At 68.3% G+C, this 16975-nt stretch carries 14 protein-coding genes; 11 read left to right on the top strand and 3 right to left on the bottom strand.

Translation table 11 applies throughout. From position 1 onward, the window contains the following. Nucleotides 1–129: 129 nt before the first annotated feature. From ABD259_RS02010 to ABD259_RS01980, 7 genes are all read left to right on the top strand, one after another. Complete coding sequence (locus ABD259_RS02010) at nt 130–1269, top strand: hypothetical protein (protein WP_344159779.1); 1140 nt, start codon at nt 130–132, stop codon at nt 1267–1269. A gap of 668 nt (nt 1270–1937) precedes the next feature. Further along, nucleotides 1938–2975: a mycothiol synthase gene (mshD, locus tag ABD259_RS02005; protein ID WP_344159776.1), complete on the top strand. Its 1038-nt coding sequence runs from the start codon at nt 1938–1940 to the stop codon at nt 2973–2975. A 291-nt stretch (nt 2976–3266) separates the two neighbouring features. Beyond that, nucleotides 3267–4379, top strand: a complete 1113-nt coding sequence (pstS, locus tag ABD259_RS02000) for a phosphate ABC transporter substrate-binding protein PstS (RefSeq protein ID WP_344099622.1) — start codon at nt 3267–3269, stop codon at nt 4377–4379. A gap of 262 nt (nt 4380–4641) precedes the next feature. Further along, a complete protein-coding gene (pstC, locus tag ABD259_RS01995) occupies nt 4642–5610 on the top strand; it encodes a phosphate ABC transporter permease subunit PstC (RefSeq protein WP_344099624.1) in 969 nt (322 codons plus the stop codon). After that, on the top strand, nt 5611–6705 hold the full coding sequence (gene pstA, locus ABD259_RS01990) for a phosphate ABC transporter permease PstA (RefSeq protein ID WP_344099626.1): 1095 nt from the start codon (nt 5611–5613) through the stop codon (nt 6703–6705). Nucleotides 6706–6806: 101 nt separating this feature from the next. Continuing rightward, nucleotides 6807–7586 carry a phosphate ABC transporter ATP-binding protein PstB gene (pstB, locus tag ABD259_RS01985; protein ID WP_344159773.1) on the top strand — a complete coding sequence of 260 codons (780 nt, stop codon included), beginning with the start codon at nt 6807–6809 and terminating at the stop codon, nt 7584–7586. A 920-nt stretch (nt 7587–8506) separates the two neighbouring features. After that, complete coding sequence (locus ABD259_RS01980) at nt 8507–8842, top strand: serine protease inhibitor (protein ID WP_344099630.1); 336 nt, start codon at nt 8507–8509, stop codon at nt 8840–8842. A 250-nt stretch (nt 8843–9092) separates the two neighbouring features. On the opposite strand, the gene ABD259_RS01975 is transcribed toward ABD259_RS01980, so the two are convergent. Further along, nucleotides 9093–10094 (bottom strand): inorganic phosphate transporter, encoded by a 1002-nt coding sequence (locus ABD259_RS01975; RefSeq protein WP_344099632.1) that lies wholly within the window; start codon nt 10092–10094, stop codon nt 9093–9095. 132 nt (nt 10095–10226) lie between these two features. Then, complete coding sequence (locus ABD259_RS01970; protein WP_344159770.1) at nt 10227–10844, bottom strand: DUF47 domain-containing protein; 618 nt, start codon at nt 10842–10844, stop codon at nt 10227–10229. A gap of 724 nt (nt 10845–11568) precedes the next feature. Between ABD259_RS01970 and ABD259_RS01965 the strand changes: the two genes are divergently transcribed. The 3 genes from ABD259_RS01965 to purM all read left to right on the top strand — a co-directional run bounded on the left by ABD259_RS01965 (nt 11569) and on the right by purM (nt 14882). Next, complete coding sequence (locus tag ABD259_RS01965) at nt 11569–12036, top strand: sterol carrier family protein (protein ID WP_344099636.1); 468 nt, start codon at nt 11569–11571, stop codon at nt 12034–12036. Between the two features lie 217 nt (nt 12037–12253). After that, nucleotides 12254–13729 carry an amidophosphoribosyltransferase gene (gene purF, locus ABD259_RS01960; RefSeq protein ID WP_344099638.1) on the top strand — a complete coding sequence of 492 codons (1476 nt, stop codon included), beginning with the start codon at nt 12254–12256 and terminating at the stop codon, nt 13727–13729. Nucleotides 13730–13826: 97 nt separating this feature from the next. Further along, a complete protein-coding gene (gene purM, locus ABD259_RS01955; RefSeq protein WP_344099640.1) occupies nt 13827–14882 on the top strand; it encodes a phosphoribosylformylglycinamidine cyclo-ligase in 1056 nt (351 codons plus the stop codon). A 269-nt stretch (nt 14883–15151) separates the two neighbouring features. Here purM and ABD259_RS01950 read toward each other — a convergent pair whose 3' ends face one another. Next, on the bottom strand, nt 15152–15424 hold the full coding sequence (locus ABD259_RS01950; protein ID WP_017621300.1) for a DUF3073 domain-containing protein: 273 nt from the start codon (nt 15422–15424) through the stop codon (nt 15152–15154). 404 nt (nt 15425–15828) lie between these two features. Here ABD259_RS01950 and ABD259_RS01945 point away from each other — a divergent pair, with 404 nt between their 5' ends. Then, the gene (locus ABD259_RS01945; RefSeq protein WP_344159767.1) at nt 15829–16755 is read left to right on the top strand and encodes a DUF8083 family protein; all 927 of its coding nucleotides are present in this window, start codon (nt 15829–15831) and stop codon (nt 16753–16755) included. The last annotated feature ends 220 nt before the right edge of the window (nt 16756–16975 follow it).

Below are 16975 nucleotides of genomic sequence, written 5' to 3'. Positions count from 1 at the left end.
TCGTGGTGAAGTGGAGCACCCTTTAAGATGCTGGGACGGCCGGAAACGGCGGCGGTGTGTGTCCGTGGTGACCGCAATTGCGGCGCGCCCGCGGCAGTCGGATGAGCCATGGCGGATGGAGAGTGGCCCATGCTGAGCGGTAATGACGGCAGAACCTCCCGGGCGTCTCTGCGCGTCGCAGCCCTCCCGCTCGGCACAATGTTCATCGGCTCGACCCTGATCGCGCTCGTGCCATCCGCCTCGGCCGACACCTTGGCGCTCGACACCGAGCTCCGCCCGGTCATCTCCCTGGCTCCCGAGCGGCTCACCGTCGAGACCGGGGAGACCGCGACGCTGGACCTCAAGGTCGCGCCCTCCCCCGACCGCCCCAACATCCAGTTCTGCCTCTACGACCTCCGCGTGGACAGCGGCTTCAGCGTCGGCGAGCATGAGGCGCGGACCGCGCCCGCCAATGCCAAGGTCACCGGCGCGCCAACGGAGTCGGTGACGGTCACGGCCATGGTCGACTACGTCGCTGTCAACAAGGGCATCGACTGCGCCCTGGTCGACGAGGTGCCGCGCGACACCGCCGAGTCCGCTCCGGTCGAGGTGGAGGTCGTCGCGGAGAAGGAGCCCGACCCGTCCGAGGAGCCGTCGCCCCCGGACGAAACCGACCCGCCGGAGACCGAAGACCCGACGCCCCCGCCGGAAACCGGAGATCCCTCGGAGCCGCCCGAGACCGCGGACCCCTCGGATCCGCCGGAAACCAGCGATCCGTCGAACCCGCCGGACCAGAGCGGCTCGCCAGAGCCACCGCCGAAGACGACACCGCCGGAGAAAGACCCGTCGTCGCCGTCCACCACGTCGCCCTCCACTAAGAAGCCGTCAACGAAGAAGCCGTCGGCGAAGAAGCCCGCTACACGGTCACCGCGGCAGACCACATCCGCTCCGCGTCCCGCGCCGCCGCACAGCCCCGTCACCACGCGCTCATCGGACTCGGAGGGCGACCGGCCCGCGCTGCCCACGGGACCCGCCGACATTCCCGAGCTGGACACGCCCAGCTCGTCCCGGGACCTGGCGGACCTGCCCACCGTCGTGCCGGGCGAAGACAGCCAGGACGGCGAGGAGAGCACCACGGTCGCCGCGGGCGACACCGACGTGTCGTCCTCCCTCACTCCGCTGGTGATGTTCGCGTTCCTGCTGCTCCTGCTCTTCCTGTCCGTCCCGCTGAGCCCCTTCCGCCGAGTGCGCACAGGCACCGGCTACATGGGCCGCCGCCGCAAGAACTGACCGGCGGGTGCTCCGCCTCGTTCACCGGGCCGGGTCGAGGAGCTCCATCCCGAGCGGAGTGACGTAAGTGGCGCACGGTGTTGCCGTGGCGCTCGCTCACAACGAGACCGGCGGCGCACGGGAGCGAAGCGTGATCGCTCGCCAAGGCCATCGAAATCCCCGCACGGGGCGAACCGCCCGGAGGGCCGGCGGAGAAACGGGCCCGCTTGCGCCGACCCCACCCGCGTCCCCGGCGGCCGACCGACGGGGTTCGCGGGACGGCCGAATGTGCCCTCCACCACACCTATCGCGCCGTCTTTCGGCCCTCGCCGAAACAGGGCGCGGAGGCCTTTTCGCCCGGTCGGGCGTGGCCTATCGTCTCCGAGGCGGGCACAGGGAAGGTGCCCGTGCCAGAAGAGAACGGCGCGTGCAGACCGACCCGACCCTTCTAAATGGATCACCCTGCCCTCCGCTATCAGGGTGATCCGATAAAAGCCGGGCCTGTCCGGCGATGACGTTCCGGACCACCGGTGGTCGCCACCCTTTCCGCGATCCGCCTGAGTAGGGGACTCCAGTGCGGGGCTGTGTTGCTGTAGCGGCATTCCCGCCGCTCGGGGGGAGCGGGGCCGACACCGATCCAGTGGTCGCGCACTCGGAATGATCCGCCGGACAGGCCCTAGGCTCTTCCCATGAGCTTTGTGCACATCACCGGGCAGTTGGAGACCGACGAGGCCGAGGCGGTGATCGCCCTGGCCGAGGCGGCCCAGGAACATGACGGAGTCGCTCCGCTGGCCGAACAGACGCTGCTGCGTGTGCGCCACGGCGCGGAGACGGGCACCACGCGCTTCCACCTGATCTTCGAGGAGACCGGGAGCCGCCCGGCGTCCCTGGCCGGTTTCGCCTTCGCGGAGCGCACGCCCGGCGAACCGGACGCGGCCGAGGTCGTCGTCCTGCCGAAGCGGCGCCGCCGCGGGCACGGGTCCACCCTGCTGCGCTCGCTGGCCGAGGACGCCGGTCCGGACGGAGTGCGTGTCTGGGCTCATGGGCGGCTGGAGGGCGCGGTGGCACTGGCGCGCTCGTTCGGCTGGGAGCAGGTGCGGGGGCTGCTGAAGATGCGGCTGCGGCTGCGCGACGGCACCGAGGCCCCGGCGGCCAGGACGACGGGGGCAGCCACCGCCGGTACCGCGCCGTCCACGGGGCCCTCCGGACAGGTCCCGCCCGCACAGGCCCTGCCTGAGCCAGTGCTGTCCGATGAGGTGGCCGAGCGGCTGGTCATCCGCACGTTCCGGGTCGGAACCGATGAACCGGCGTGGTTGAAGGCCAACGCGGCCGCGTTCGCCGACCACCCCGAACAGGGCGGTGTCACCCTCGACGACCTGCGGCAGCGGCAGGCCGAGGAATGGTTCGACCCGGAGGGCTTCTTCGTCGCCGAGGAGACCGCCACCGGGGCGATCGCCGGGTTCCACTGGACCAAGACGCACGCCGACGGCGCCGGGCTCACCGACGGCGAGCCGGTGGGCGAGGTCTACGTGGTGGGGGTCGACCCGGCATGGCAGGGCACGGGCCTGGGCCGCGCGCTCACCCTTGTCGGTCTGCGCCATCTGCGCGACCGGGGCCTGCCGTGGGTGCTGCTCTACGTCGACGAGGAGAACCAGGCGGCGGTGCGGCTGTACGAGTCGCTCGGGTTCACGCTGTGGGACGCCGACGTGATGTACGCGGCCCCCTGAGAGAGCCTCGGCCGCGGCGCGGCACCCCGCACCACGCGCCGTGACGGGCCCTGGGCCTGTGGTGATCCACGCAGTTCACCAGGGGCGCGAAAAGGTAAAATCGAAGTGATTAACCGTACATCCATCGCTTTATTGCCGTTTCTTCCGCCCTGGTGACGCCCGCGTTCACTCTCCGTTCACCCTCCCTGGAAGGGCTCGTCACCTGGCCTGCCTACCTTCACAGTCGGCGGGACCCTTCGGATGGGGGCCTGTCCAGCCAAGACGAAGGTCCACAGGAAGGACACCGGAGCTGTGAAGCTCTCCAAGTACGGTCAGTTCGCGGGGCTCGCCCTCGCCGGTTCCCTCGCACTTTCGGCTTGTGGCAGTGACCAGGCCGTCGACCCGGAGAACGCGGCCGACGCCAGCAACGTCAACTGCGTCGACGGCGGCGGCACGCTCGCCGGCGCCGGGTCCAGCGCCCAGGAGAACGCCGTGGCCGCGTGGACGGCGGCCTACGAGGGCGCGTGCGGTGACACCACGGTCAACTACGACGCCGTGGGCTCGGGCGCGGGCCGCTCGCAGTTCATCGACGGGGCCGTGACCTTCGCCGGCTCCGACGCCGCCCTCGACAAGAAGGAGACCGAGCAGGCCACCAAGCGCTGCAAGGGCTCCGAGGTCGTCAACCTCCCGGCCTACATCTCCCCCATCGCCGTCGCCTTCAACCTCGACGGCATCGACTCCCTCAACCTCAAGCCCGAGGTGATCGGTGACATCTTCAACCAGAAGATCACCAAGTGGAACGACGAGAAGATCGCCGCGGACAACCCCGACGTCGAGCTCCCGGACACCAAGATCGTTCCGGTGAACCGCTCCGACGAGTCCGGCACCACCGAGAACTTCACCTCCTACCTGGCCGAGGCCGCCGGGGACGCCTGGCCGCACGAGCCTGACGGCAACTGGCCCATCGAGCCGGCCGAGGCCGCCCAGGGCTCCTCCGGTGTGGTCGCCGCCATCCAGGGCGGCCAGGGCACCGTCGGCTACGTGGACGCCTCCCACGTCAAGGGTCTGGGCACCGCCGCCGTCGGCGTCGGCGACGAATTCGTCGCCTACAGCCCCGAGGCCGCGGCCGCGATCGTGGACGCCTCCCCGGAGCGCGAGGGCAACACCGAGAACGACCACGCCATCGAGCTCGACTACCTCACTAAGGAGTCCTCCGCCTATCCGATCGTGCTGGTCAGCTACGAGATCGCCTGCATGGAGTACGAGGACGAGAAGAACGCCGAGCTGGTGAAGTCCTTCCTCTCCTACGTCATCAGCGAGGCGGGCCAGCAGGCCTCCTCCGACGAGACCGGCTCCGCCCCGATCTCCTCCACGACGCGGGACAAGCTCCAGGCCACCATCGACAAGATCTCCGCGAGCGCCTAATCGGCGCGCCGCAGACCTCCGCGAGGGCGGGGCCCACACCGACGGGTGCGGGCCCTGCCCTTCACGGCGTTGTACGGCCGGCCGCTCCCGGCCGTTGCGCGCTTTTGGTGTCGGCGGCGGCACGGCATGGTCGAAACGCCCACGCGAAAGCCGCACAATATAACGGGCCCTGTCAGCCCACGTCAGGACAACACGGGACGGTACCGGTCTCCGGAGGGGCGACCGCGACCACGAACGTGACGAATCTCGACCGGAGTCTCACATGACCACCACGGACGCGGACACGTCCGCGGCGGCCCCGCCGCCCAAGGGCAAACGGCGTGTCGGCGATGTCGTCTTCGCCAACACCGCACGCGGGTCAGGGCTCCTGATCCTGCTGATCCTCGCGGGGGTCGCGGCCTTCCTGCTCTTCCAGTCTTGGGACTCGCTGCTGGCCAACACCGCCAACTTCTTCACCGCCACCGAGTGGGACGCCAGCACCCGCACCGACCCCGCGTTCGGTGTCGCGGCCCTGGCCTTCGGGACCGTGCTCGCCGCCACGATCGCGCTGGTCCTGGCGACGCCGCTCGCCATCGGCATCGCGCTGTTCATCGTGTACTACGCGCCGCGCCGCATCGCCGCGGTCCTCGGCTACATCGTGGACCTGCTGGCAGCCATCCCCAGCGTCGTCTACGGCCTGTGGGGCGTCGGCTACCTCGTCCTGGAGCTGCAGCCCGTCTACAAGCTGATGAAGCAGTATCTGGGCTGGATTCCGCTGTTCGAAGGGCCGGTGTCGACCACCGGACGGACGATGATGAGCGCCGGGATCGTGCTGGCGGTGATGATCCTGCCGATCATCACCGCGATGTCCAGGGACGTCTTCCACCAGGTGCCGCAGGCCCACCGCGAGGCCGCGCTGGCCCTGGGCGGCACCCGCTGGGAGATGATCCGCATGGCGGTCCTGCCCTATGGCCGCCCCGGCATCATCGGCGGCGCCATGCTCGGCCTGGGCCGCGCGCTCGGCGAGACCATGGCGGTCGCGATGATCCTCTCGCCCGCTCTGGTCATCTCCCCCTTCCTCCTGCAGAGCGGCAACCAGACCATCGCGGCGCACATCGCCCTGCAGTACCCGGAGGCCACCGGCTACGGTGTGTCCGCGCTGATCGCGGCCGGTCTGGTGCTCTTCGCGATCACGCTGGTCGTCAACATGGGTGCGCGCTTCATCGTCGCGCGGCGCAAGGAGTTCTCCTAAATGACCACCACGAGCAACGCCCCCTCCACCGGCGCCGCTGGCAAGGGCCCGCGGCTGAAGCGGCCCACGCTGACGACCGGGACGCTACCGCGCTACTTCCCTCCGGCGGTGCTCGCCGGTGTGGCGATCGTCGTCGGCGGCGCGCAGTTCGCGCTGAATGCGTTCCACCCGGCCTCCTTCGCGGTGCTCCTCGCTGTCGGGTACCTCGTGCTCATCGGAACCGCCTCGACCCTCGTCGAGAACTGGCGCAAGGCCAAGGACCGGCTGGTCACCGGGGTCGTCTACTGCTGCTTCGCGGTGGCGATCGTCCCGCTGCTCTCGCTGCTGTTCACCGTTCTGGTCAACGGTATGGACCGGTTCGACGGGTATTTCCTCACCGTCTCGATGAACGGCGTGCTGCCCAGCATGGAGGCGGGCGGTGTCTACCACGCCATCGTCGGCACCATCGCGATCACCGGCTTCGCGGCGCTGATCTCCATCCCGGTCGGCCTGATGACCGCGATCTACCTCGTGGAGTACGGGCGCGGCCGACTCAAACAGGCCATCACCTTCTTCGTGGACGTGATGACGGGTATCCCGTCGATCGTCGCGGGCCTGTTCGTGGTCGCGCTGTGGATGATGCTCTTCGGCCCCGGAAAGACCAACGGCGCGGCCGGTGCGATCGCGCTGTCGGTGCTGATGATCCCGGTGGTGGTGCGGTCCAGCGAGGAGATGCTGAAGCTGGTGCCCAGCGAGCTGCGTGAGGCCTCCTACGCCCTGGGTGTGCCCAAGTGGCTGACCATCGTCAAAGTTGTCCTGCCGACCGCCATTGCCGGGCTGACCACGGGAATCATGCTGGCGCTCGCGCGCGTTATCGGTGAGACGGCCCCGTTGGTGCTCACCGCGGGGATCGCGGCCGACAAGATCAGCTGGAACCTCTTCAACGGACAGATGATGAGCCTTCCGGTGTTCATCTACCAGCAGGTCCGCATGGGGACCGACGCGGCCTACGCCAGAGCGTGGGCAGCGGCGCTCACGCTGATCCTGATCGTAATGCTGCTCTTCCTCGGCGCCCGGTTGATCTCGCGCTTCTTCGCCCCGAAGCTCGGGCGATGACCGCCGATCGACGATCCGACACCGTGACCGCTGTCGACCCACTGACCGCAGTCGACCCATCGACCCAAAAGCTTCCACACTGACTGACCTGAGGACTTCCAGTGGCCAAGAGAATTGACGTCTCCGGACTGCACGTCTACTACGGCGACTTCCTCGCCGTCGAGGACGTGTCGATGACCATCGAGCCCCGCTCGGTGACCGCCTTCATCGGCTCCTCCGGCTGCGGCAAGTCGACCTTCCTGCGCACCCTCAACCGCATGCACGAGGTGACACCGGGGGCCCGGGTCGAGGGCAAGGTCATGCTCGACGACCTGGACATCTACGGCCCCGACGTGGACCCCGTGGCGGTCCGCCGGGAGATCGGCATGGTCTTCCAGCGGCCCAACCCATTCCCCACCATGTCGATCTACGACAACGTCATCGCGGGCGCGAAGCTGAACAACAAGCGGCTGAGCAAGAGCGTCGCCGACGAACTCGTCGAGAGTTCGCTGCGCGGCGCCAACCTGTGGGACGAGGTCAAGGACCGTCTGAGCCGCCCCGGAGCGGGCCTGTCGGGCGGCCAGCAGCAGCGCCTGTGCATCGCGCGTGCCATCGCGGTCGAACCGGCGGTGCTGCTCATGGACGAGCCGTGTTCCGCCCTCGACCCGATTTCGACGCTGGCGATCGAGGACCTGATCGCCAAGCTCAAGGAGAACTTCACGATCGTCATCGTCACCCACAACATGCAGCAGGCGGCCCGAGTCAGCGACCAGACGGCCTTCTTCAACCTGGCCGGCACCGGCAAGCCCGGCAGGCTGATCGAGATGGACGAGACCAACAAGATCTTCACCAAGCCGGAGAAGAAGGAGACCGAGAACTACATCACCGGCCGCTTCGGGTAACCACCGGTTCGAGGAGACGTCGAGGGCTCAGGGGCTGTGTCCCACAGCCCCTGAGCCCTCGATGCTGCTTTTCCGTCGCGCATCGGGACGTCGGCGGCGGGACGCGGGCCGCCCGGCACATCCGGTTCCCCCGACCAGCCCTGCGCCCCTTGCGCCCATTTCCAAGGGGCACGGTATTACGTGGCCCCATTGCTTGGTTCAGTACTCGGCCCAGCACTTGGCACCGTACTTGAGCTCGGTACTTGCCCTCGGTACTTGATCCCGCAGCTTTCCCGCGGCCGGCACCATTTGTCGTCGCAGCGCATCGGCGCTCCCCTGGATCAGGCGATTAGCGATTCATTTATCCTTTCACCATCCTGTTCGGAATATGGCGCACCAGCGAATGTGAAGAAGCTCACTCGGGTCCATGTAAACCATTTCTCGGATAGCTGAACCGCACACCGCGAACGGACACCCCCAAAGCCCCGGAAACAACGAGCCGAGAGCACGCTACTTACACGCCATCGATCGTTATCAAGTTGTTATTTAAATCCGTTTAACCGGCATATTAGCAGTTCAGGACGGCTGCGAACGTGCATTGCACGTGCGATTTCGCCTTCATGATCACTCGAAGATCCATTCTCCGAGCCCGCACTCGACACCCCCAAACCACCCCCGATTGACACCCCCGAAAGGGCCGAAGAGCTGCGGATTCGCCACCCTGAAAACTGATCACCGCACATTCTCCCGTTTTCAACGACTTATGACATCTCCGAGAAACATGGAGTGCATTTACCCGCCGCGACCAGCACTTATGTACCCACCGACGCAAAGATTCGGCTACAGGCACCACCCCCGCAATGCACCCGTAATCAGCGGCCACCTTTCAGTGCTACATTTTGTGGCGTCCTTTCCAATCACAAGTTGAAGGAATGGTTGCCATGAAGCGCGTCACCGTTGCCGCCTTCGTTCTCGCCTCGGCCACAAGCCTGGGGGTTGGCATCCCGGCGGCTGCCAACGCCGCCGTCACCGACCAGGGAGCACCCGCGCAGAAGTCCGCATCGTTCTGCCAGGGCAAGCAGGAGTGGCCCGAGCTGGCCGGTGCCCCGGCGAAAATGGCCAAGGAGATCATCGAGCGGGAGAACCCCTACGTCACGGCCAGGATCCTGCCCGAGGGAAGCCCCGTGACCCTGGACTTCCGGTGTGACCGGGTGTGGCTGTTCCACGAGGTCGACAGCCCGCAGCTGCTCCTCGTGAACATCCCCCGCGTGGGCTGACCCCCTAGCGTTTTCCCGCGCCCGACCGGTCCGGAAGCGTGCGGGCCCCGCGCGTAGTGGGGACTCCGTGGGAAATGGTGCGCCCACGGGACGCGGCTCTCCGACCGCGGGGCTTTTCTCGATCTACCCGAAAGGCCCCGGCCGAGGAGAAACGGCCCAATGCGAACGGACCGACGGGCGAACCAGCCACACCACCTGGTTCAGCCCCGGGGAAATGGAAGAACCGCCGCGATCGACGCACCCTCGTGCCCTAGAGCGTTACGGCCTTCACCAAGCCGTAGGTGAGGGCGGCGATCGCGGCGGTGCCCGGGAGCGTCAGCAGCCAGACGACGACGATGTTCCCGGCCACGCCCCAGCGGACCGCCGACAGCCGACGGGTCGCACCGACCCCGATGATCGCCGACGTGATGGTGTGGGTGCTGGAGATCGGCACCTGCCAGATAAACGAGGTCGCGTAGGACACCACCGCGACCGTGCTCTCCGCCGCGAACCCCGTGGGCGGATCGAGGTGGAACACCCGGCGGCCCAGCGTCCGCATAATCCGCCACCCCCCGGTGAGCGTCCCCAGGGACATCGCCACCGCCGCCGCCACAACCACCCACATCGGCACGTCGTACGAGGCCTGATACCCGGTGGTGACCAAAGCGAGGACCACGACGCCCATCGTCTTCTGCGCGTCCTGCAGCCCGTTGCCCACCGCCATCGCAGCCGCCGAGACGCTCTGTGCCAGCTTGAACTGCCGCCCGGCCCGGCGCGGATTGGCACGGCGGAAGAGCCACATGATCGCCAGCATCACCACGAGACCGCCCACCCCGCCGATCAGCGGCGAAAGCAGCATCGGCAGCACGAATCGGGCCGCCACACCGGACCACTCCACGGTCGAGCACGACGCCAGCGCCGCCCCGATCATCCCGCCCACCAGGGCGTGGGAAGCGGAGGACGGCATGCCCTTGTACCAGGTGGCGACGTTCCACACGATCGCGCCGACCAAGGCCGCGAACAGGACGGTCAGGCCGTCGGTTCCCTCGGGCGGCGCGATGATGTTCTGCCCGATCGTCCGAGCCACGCCCTCGCCCAGGAACGCGCCGAGCATGTTCATGCTCGCGGCCATGATGACAGCGGCGCGCGGACCCAGGGCCCGCGTCGAGACCGACGTCGCGAGCGAGTTGGCGGCGTCCTGGAAACCGTTCGTGTATGCGAACACCAGCGCCACGAGGATGACGGCGAGAAGCGCGGGGGTTTCAGGGGACACAGGCGTCTGGACTTCGCACTCGGGGGTATGGGCGGGCGGCGGGCCGGGGGCAGCGGTGGGCGGGGAAACGGGACGTGGGAAGCGGAGGGATGGACCTCCGGCGGGGAACGGGGCTGCGGGTAGGGGCTAGGGTCAGGACATCTTCACCGCGATGCTCTCGACCGTGTTGGCCACGTGCTCGAACGCGTCGGCCGCGGTCTCCAACTCTTCGATGACGTCCTTGAGCTTCAGGACGGTGAGGGCGTCGTACTCCCCGCTGAACAGCCGCGCAAGCAGCCTCCGGTAGATCTGGTCCGCCTGGTTCTCCAGCTGGTTGATCTCGATCCAGTAGCGCGTGAGGTCCTTCATCGAGCGCAGCCGGGGCATCGCCTCGGCGGTCAGCTCCGCCGCCCGTTCCAGCACCTCGACCTGGTCGATGATGCCCTTGGGAAGGCGGTCCAGTCCGTAGAGGCCGATGAGGTCGACCGCCGCGTCCATGCAGTCCATGACATCGTCCAGAGACGAGGCCAGCCGATAGATGTCCTCACGGTCAAAGGGGGTGACGAAGCTCTCGTTCAGCCGCCGCATGATCGCGTGGGTGCGCTCATCCCCGGCGTGTTCGCAGGCACGCATCTTCTCGCTGATCGCATCGCGGTCGGCGCCGTCACTGATCAGTTCAACCAGCAGACGCGCCGCGATCACCAGGTTGTTCGCCGAGTCAGCGAACATCTCGTAGTAGCTGTCATCGCGCGGTGTCAGGCGCAGACGCACATCTATCTCCCGAAGTGCGGTACTCGTCCGTGTGGGATGTTATGGGCACTAATCGGGCAAATGGGTCGGCGGTTCGGTGCGGGCACGACCAACCGACGCCCCATTGCGGCCTCCCAGGGGCGTTTCACTCCTTGCTCGCGTTCGCCTGAAGTCCGGCATCGACCACTGAAGACCCATGTAGTGGAGCTATTCATCCTAACCATCCCGGCCCGGACACCCGTTGACCACGGCTCCCCATGACATCGAGTGAACGGTCGAGGCGGCCTTCGCGAACAGGACGCACATCACAGGGGAACACCAGCGCCGACATGGCCTACGGCCTCCCTCCCACCTGCGCGGCACATGGCATTCACCGCCGCGTCGTATCGAGTTCCCACAACCGACAGTTTCGGCGCCAGACACCCTCAGGGCAACCGCCCATGCCCGGTAGGACCACACCGCATCCGCAGAAAAACCGACAAGTACCGGCGATCCGCGCATAGTGATTCCTACGCGTCATGATCTCCGCGCGATCCCGACGCGCCTGGTGGCCGGCAACGGACACGCGCACAGGTACCTGCCGCGAAAGACCTGCCGCTCATGACCTGTAGCGAAAGACCTGTGGCGAAAGACCTGCTGCAGTTACGGACGCGCTCCCGCGATCAGCGGACACGGGTGCGGGCGGCGAGCGGACCGCACCCAGTCCCCCATGCTCCACTCCCGCGAACGCCCTAGGCTCGTGCCCATGTCCGCGAAGCCCAGTGCAGCGCAGCGACGCCACACCGCCCTGCGCGCCGCCCTCGACGCCCAGCTCGCAGCGCTCGGCGAAAGCGCGTACGACGGCCCCGACCGGCCCGCCCTCGTCCTGGCGGCCTGCGCCCACGCCGTGCTCCGCGCCCGCGACGCCGGGCAGACCCCGGAGCGGTCCGCGGTACGCGCTGCTGTGCGGGGCACACTGTCCGAGCTCGCCGAACGCGCCCCCGGCCACAGCCTGGAGGTGCGCGTGCCGCCTTTCGGCGCGGTGCAGGTGATCGAGGGGCCGCGCCACACCCGCGGCACCCCGCCCGGCGTCGTGGAGACCGACTCCCTCACCTGGCTCAGTCTGGCCGTGGGGCGGACGAGCTGGGAGGACGCCGTGGCCGCCCACACGGTGTCAGCGAGCGGAAACCGCGCCGACCTCGCGGCACTGCTACCGCTGTGGCCGGAGTCCTGACAGCAGCGCTGGGCCAGGCGTACCGACGTCGGCGCCGCGATGCCGCGCTGTGGCCCCCGATTCGCGCCGTGTTCTTCGATTCGCGCAGTGTTCTTTCGATTCGCGCAGTGTTCCCCGATTCTCGCTATGGCCCCCGAATGCCGTGTCAGCAGCGTTTTCGGGCCGGACCCGACCCTGCGTGACGCGCCTTCGGTGATCAGGCACTAAGCTGAGGAACGTGGCGCAATCCGACGGCCGGCTCTCTATGGACATCGATCCCCTCGAACGAGGACCGCAGGACGCCTGTGGTGTCTTCGGGGTCTGGGCGCCCGGCGAAGAAGTCAGCAAGCTCACCTATTTCGGTCTCTACGCGCTGCAGCACCGCGGCCAGGAGTCCGCGGGGATCGCCCTGAGCGACGGCGAGCGCATCCTCGTCTACAAGGACATGGGACTGGTCTCCCAGGTCTTCAACGAGGCGACACTCGACTCGCTCCGCGGTCACCTGGCCATCGGGCACTGCCGCTACTCCACGACCGGCTCCCCGGTGTGGGAGAACGCGCAGCCGACCTTCTACACGGCGCGCGACGGGGGACTCGCCCTCGGCCACAACGGCAACCTCATCAACACCCCCGAGCTCGCGGCCATGCTGCCGAGCGACCGGCTTGGCGCGACGACCGACACCGAGGTCCTCACCAACCTCCTCGCGGAGAGCGGGCGCCCCATCGAGGAGGCGGCGCTCGACCTGCTGCCGCGGGTGCAGGGGGCCTTCTCCCTCGTCTTCATGGACGAGCAGACGCTCTACGCGGCCAGGGACCCGCAGGGCATCCGCCCCTTCGTCCTCGGACGCCTGGACAGCGGCGGCTGGGCGGTCGCCAGCGAGACCGCCGCCCTCGACATCGTGGGCGCCACCGTGGTCCGTGAGATCGAGCCGGGCGAGATGATCACGGTCGACGAGCGCGGCGTCCGCTCGATGCGGTTCGCCGAGGCCGCTCCCAAGGGCTGCCTGTTCGAGTACGTCTACCTCGCCCGCCCCGACACCACCATCGCCGGCCGCAACGTCAACTCCGCCCGCGTCGAGGTGGGGCGCCGCCTCGCCAAGGAGCACCCGGCCGACGCCGACCTGGTGATCCCGGTTCCGGAATCGGGAACCCCCGCGGCCGTCGGGTACGCCGAGGGCAGCGGCATCCCCTTCGCCCAGGGCCTAGTGAAGAACTCCTATGTGGGCCGCACCTTCATCCAGCCCAGCCAGACCCTGCGGGAACTGGGCATCCGCCTCAAGCTCAACCCGCTGCGCGAGGTGATCGAGGGCAAGCGGCTGGTCGTCGTCGACGACTCCATCGTGCGCGGCACCACCCAGCGCGCCCTCGTCCGCATGCTGCGCGAAGCCGGCGCCACCGAGGTGCACGTGCGCATCTCCAGCCCACCGGTGCTGTGGCCGTGCTACTACGGCGTCGACTTCGCCACCAAGGCCGAGCTGATCGCCGGAAGCCTCAGCAACGAGGAGATCCGCGAGTCCATCAACGCCGACTCGCTGGCCTACATCGCGTTGGACGAGGTTATCGCGGCTACGCACGTGCCCAAGAACCGCCTCTGCCGCGCCTGCTTCGACGGCGTGTACCCCATCGAGGTCGACGAGGACTCCCGGGGCAAGTACCTGTTGGAGAAGTCCCGCAGCACCCCCGAGCCGCTGACGTCGGCCGCGAGCACGAAGTAGACCCTCCGCCCCGGGGAGGTCCCTTCTTCCCTCGGGGCGGTCGTCCCGCCGCCGCGGCGCCGGGGCACAAAAGCCGAGCACAGTTGAGAGGTTTCGCGTGGCAGAGGGTGCCAACACCACACCGGCCTACGCCGCCGCCGGTGTCGACATCGCCGCCGGGGAGCGCGCCGTCGACCTGATGAAGCAGCACGTGGCGCGCACCCGCCGACCCGAGCAGGTCACCGATGCCAGCGGCTTCGCCGGGCTGTTCCGCCTGGACGTCGCGAAGTACCGCGCCCCGGTACTGGCCACCTCCACCGACGGGGTGGGCACCAAGGTGCTGCTGGCCCAGCAGATGGACAAGCACGACACCATCGGCGTCGACCTGGTCGGCATGGTCGTCGACGACCTCGTCGTCAGCGGCGCCGAGCCGCTGTTCATGACCGACTACATCGCCTGCGGGTCGGTGGTCCCCGAGCGCGTCGCCGAGATCGTCAGCGGGATCGCCGAGGGCTGCCACCAGGCGGGCTGCGCCCTCATCGGCGGCGAGACCGCCGAGCACCCCGGCGCCATGGAGCCCGATGAGTACGACCTGGCGGGCGCCGGCACCGGCGTCGTCGAGGCCGACGCGGTCCTGGGCCCGGACCGGGTGCGGGCGGGCGACGCCGTGATCGCGATGGCCTCCTCGGGCCCGCACTCCAACGGGTACTCGCTGATCCGGCACGTGGTGGACGAGGCCGACCTGGACCTGTACGGCCATGTCCCGGAGCTGGAAGGTGTGCTGGGCGAGGTGTTGCTGACCCCCACCCGGATCTACGCCAAGGACTGCCTGGCGCTGGCGGCCGAGACCGAGGTCCACGCTTTCTCCCACATCACCGGCGGCGGCCTGGCATCGAACCTGGCCCGTTCGCTGCCCGACACCCTCGACATCACCCTCGACCGCTCGGGATGGACGCCCGGCCCGGTGTTCTCCTACATCGCGGAGCGGGGCAAGATCTCACGGGAGGACATGGAGGCCACGTTCAACATGGGCGTGGGCATGGTCGCGATCGTCGCCGCCGACTCCGCTGACCGGGCGGTCGCCACGCTGGCGGAGCGCGGCCTTCACGCATGGAACATGGGGTCGGTGACCCCGGGATCGGGCCAGGTGCGACTTGTCGGCGATCACGCCTGACGCGACGCGCGACAGGGCCGTCCCCCACCGGCGGCCCCAGGGACCGTGCACGCCGCCTGCGGCGGTGTTCCCGAAGCCTGTGCCCGGCGCGCATTCGGCGCCTGCGGATGCTGCACATGCGGACGCGGTTCATCGGGATTCGGCACATACAGATATAGCCGGTCCGACCCACCCTCGGTGGCTCGGACCGGCTATATCTGCCTGCGTATCAGCGGAACCCGGTTATGCGGATGCTGCGCGTACCCGCCGACTCTGCGCGAAGCGGAGGTTCAGCGGTAGCTGTCCGATCGCTCGGACTCGTCTTCCGAGGACGTGTCGCCGCCCGGGTAGTTGTCCGCGTAGTCCGCATAACGGTCGACCAGGTCGTCGTATGGGTCCCCATAGGTGGAATCCGACGGCTCCGAATACCGATCCGAACTCCCCGTATTGCCCTCAGCGACACCCAGCTCCGACCGCAGCCGTTCAAGGTCGGTCCCGCCGGAGCTGTACTTCAGCCTCCGAGCGACCTTCTGCTGCTTGGCCTTGGCTCGGCCGCGCCCCATTGGCTCGACCCCCTCAACGATTGGGTTTGACGAAAACCCCAGATCACTAGCAAAACCGCACTGCCGGGCTGACGGCCGTCATCGCACTGACGACAGGCGCCAGCTTACGTACGGATACAACCGTACCCGGTCTGGGACCAACCTGCCTACGCCGCCCTTCGTTAACAGGCCGCGCGGCACACCACCCGGACGCCATGCGGCGCCGCCCCGGGCGTGTCACCCGGCCCCTGTAGAACCATTGTCCACCGGGGACGCCTCCCATGGCGAGCGGGCGCACGGAAAACAGCCGGACCGTTGGCAACCTCGGACCAAAGTACCCAACATCACCGAGATCGACTACCGGCGTCCGCCGCGGAGTGTCATGCGGAGCCCTGGAGACCGTCGAGGTATGCCACCATTCGATCGTGCTGCCTTACACCGCCTATCTCCGCGTCTACCAGCCAGTTACCGCGTTTCCGCGCCGGGAGCAGGCGTACTGGAGGGCCTATGCCGAGTCCGCCGGCGGCCTCGGACGCGTAGAGGCGATGGCGGCCGAGCACGCCGATTCCCTGCACCGGCTGGTGGCCACGCCGCCGGCCCTCGCCCCCGAGCAGGAGAGCCGGGACGCCTACGTGCGCGTGTGGGGTGACGACCTCTATATCTGCCCCTGGCAGACCCGGCTGCGTTCGTGGCTGGCGGCGCGCGAGTTCCGGTCGACGACGCCGGCCCGGCTCAGCGCGGCGTTCGTGCCGGAACCCGTCGCCCAGGCCACAGAAGAGGCCTTTCAGCGCTGGCGTGACCGGGGTGAGCCGCTGCGGACCCACATCCTGACCAGTACCTGGGGGATTCCCCTGCCCTGGTTCGCGCCGTTCGCAGCGGGGGAGCGCCGACTGGTGCTGGAGGAGGGGCCGGATCCGGCCACCGCACGCGGCGATGCCGGGGTGCACGCGCACTCCTCCGCCACGGGGTCCGACCGCACCGAAGCCCTGCCCGGCACACAGCCGAGCCGCGCCCTGGTCTATGTGACCGAGATAGCGTCAGCCCGCCGCCGCCTGGAGCACACGATCCGGGTACTGGAGACCAGTCTGGGCGAGAGCGCGGCCCTGGGTGCCGGCAAGCGGCTGGAGGACTGGTTGACGGGCGTCGCCCAGCCGGGGGCGCTCCTTGAACTTGATTACGGCGGCTTGGTGCACCTGCTGGACGACGACGAGCTGCGCGACGACGAGTCGGTCGCCGAGGTCGCGGCGGCCATCACTGGTCTGGAGACCGGCCACGAGGAGCTCACCGTGGCCATGTACCAGCGCGTTACGCAGCGTTGGAAGTCGATACAGGCCCTGGAGCACGCCAACTGAGCGTCATGCTTCCGTCACGGAGAACATGAATCCGCGTCACGTTACCTGGTCACACGCCACACCGAGGCCCAACCTGGTGTACCAGGTTTCTTCTAGCTGCTGACGCATGTTTTCGCACCTCACGACGGTCCGACTGGGGAGAACCTTCACAGTTAGCACCAACTTTGCCGAAACTGGGCATACCAGTCGATAGAGATCGACATAGACTGTGTTCGGCACG

It is taken from the genome of Nocardiopsis rhodophaea, from assembly GCF_039530945.1.
GTDB classification, from domain to species: Bacteria; Actinomycetota; Actinomycetes; order Streptosporangiales; family Streptosporangiaceae; genus Nocardiopsis_C; species Nocardiopsis_C rhodophaea.
The sequence above is the reverse complement of the archived record's forward strand: the minus strand, read 5'-3'. Positions and strand labels throughout refer to the sequence as shown.

What these genes read in the sequence shown, in the direction of transcription:
- ABD259_RS01965 (WP_344099636.1), top strand. Translation starts at nt 11,569, where the DNA reads ATGTCCGCGAAGCCCAGTGCAGCGCAGCGACGCCACACCGCCCTGCGC.
- mshD (WP_344159776.1), top strand. Translation starts at nt 1,938, where the DNA reads ATGAGCTTTGTGCACATCACCGGGCAGTTGGAGACCGACGAGGCCGAG.
- ABD259_RS02010 (WP_344159779.1), top strand. Translation starts at nt 130, where the DNA reads ATGCTGAGCGGTAATGACGGCAGAACCTCCCGGGCGTCTCTGCGCGTC.
- pstA (WP_344099626.1), top strand. Translation starts at nt 5,611, where the DNA reads ATGACCACCACGAGCAACGCCCCCTCCACCGGCGCCGCTGGCAAGGGC.
- ABD259_RS01950 (WP_017621300.1), bottom strand. Translation starts at nt 15,424, where the DNA reads ATGGGGCGCGGCCGAGCCAAGGCCAAGCAGCAGAAGGTCGCTCGGAGG.
- ABD259_RS01980 (WP_344099630.1), top strand. Translation starts at nt 8,507, where the DNA reads ATGAAGCGCGTCACCGTTGCCGCCTTCGTTCTCGCCTCGGCCACAAGC.
- pstC (WP_344099624.1), top strand. Translation starts at nt 4,642, where the DNA reads ATGACCACCACGGACGCGGACACGTCCGCGGCGGCCCCGCCGCCCAAG.